The sequence below is a fragment of the Fructobacillus apis genome (assembly GCF_023893635.1).
Taxonomy (GTDB): domain Bacteria; phylum Bacillota; class Bacilli; order Lactobacillales; family Lactobacillaceae; genus Fructobacillus; species Fructobacillus apis.
This window is the reverse complement of record NZ_JAMWYK010000013.1, coordinates 1-1280: the sequence shown is the minus strand read 5'-3', so window position 1 is coordinate 1280 and position 1280 is coordinate 1. Positions and strand designations below refer to the sequence as shown.

Annotated in this window: 1 protein-coding gene; it reads left to right on the top strand. The window is 37.3% G+C overall.

The genetic code is table 11. From position 1 onward, the window contains the following. Positions 1 to 61: 61 nt before the first annotated feature. Positions 62 to 1149 (top strand): IS3 family transposase gene (locus NFX39_RS06415; protein ID WP_252444110.1). Its coding sequence is split into 2 segments (ribosomal slippage): positions 62 to 296 and positions 296 to 1149, totalling 1089 coding nucleotides; the frame shifts between segments, so codons are not numbered across the junction. Positions 1150 to 1280 lie beyond the last annotated feature (131 nt).

The window sequence follows — 1280 nt, the reverse complement described above, 5'->3', positions numbered from 1 at the left end:
GGCTCCTATGATTAAATTATGGACAAAAATGTTCGATATAATTTAATCATAGGAGCTTTTTATGCAAAAAATATCACAGTCTAAAAATCGCTATTCGGCCGAATTCAAATCATCTTTAATTGCCTTACATCAAACAGGACGCTCTGCTAATTCTTTGGCAAAAGAATATCACGTTAGCGTTTCAACTGTTACCAACTGGATTAATCAAGCCGATGCTAGTCGTATTAACGTATTGTCTCCTTCCGAAGCAGCCTTACTTAAAGAAAATATTCGTCTGAAGGAGGAACTCGATATTTTAAAACGTGCAGCGGTGCTGTTGGCAAAAAACTCTTAAAACAGGGTCGTCAATTTGTATTACATATTGTTCAGGCCAACTTGAAAGCCAAACACCGCTTAACCCGTATTCTTCAAGTTCTTCACATTCCTCGTTCGACCTATTATAGTTACCTGCATTGGCAGCCTAGTCAAACGAAGCAACGTCATGAGCGTATCAAGAAATTAGTTTTTAAAATTTGGACTGACTACCCGATGTATGGCTACCCAAGAATAACAATCATGCTTAGAAGCCAGTTGAAACGGTCAATTAGTGAACGGTTTGTCTATCAATTAATGACTGAACTGGGTATCAGATCAATCATGACAAAAAAGAGAAACAAACCAACAACGAAGGTATTATACCCACAGAGGCCCAACCTAATAAATGATCTAAGTCATTTTGATGGCGTCTTGTTAACAGATATTACTTATATTCCAGTTGCCAATCGGTGGGTCTACCTTGCAAGCGTGTATCAACCAGAAACACGTCAAGTGATTGCTTACAAACTGGGCTACCAGATGACAAAGTCGTTAGCGGTAGTCCCAATAAAAAAGGCATTGTCGTTAGGGTATCAGCCGCAAATTGTTCATAGTGATATGGGGAGTCAATACACCAGTGATTTATTTGAGCAAACGCTATCCTCACAGAACATCAAACACTCGTATTCTAGGAAAGGCCGACCTGGTGACAATGCCAGGATTGAAAGCTTTCATTCTCTGTTGAAACGAGAGTATGTTAATACGACAAAATTTAGTAATATGAATGAAGCCATAGCAGGAATCGACAGTTATATTCGCTGGTATAATCATGACCGAATCACATTAGTAGCTTAAATAAAAAATAGAAACATATGTTTTTTTAGTGATGCCAAAAATCCCTTTAAGGGTAGAAACAAATGAATTGATTAGAATGTATTTAACGGACGTAGCTCAAAATATTTTATACACTTATTTTTGTCCAATTT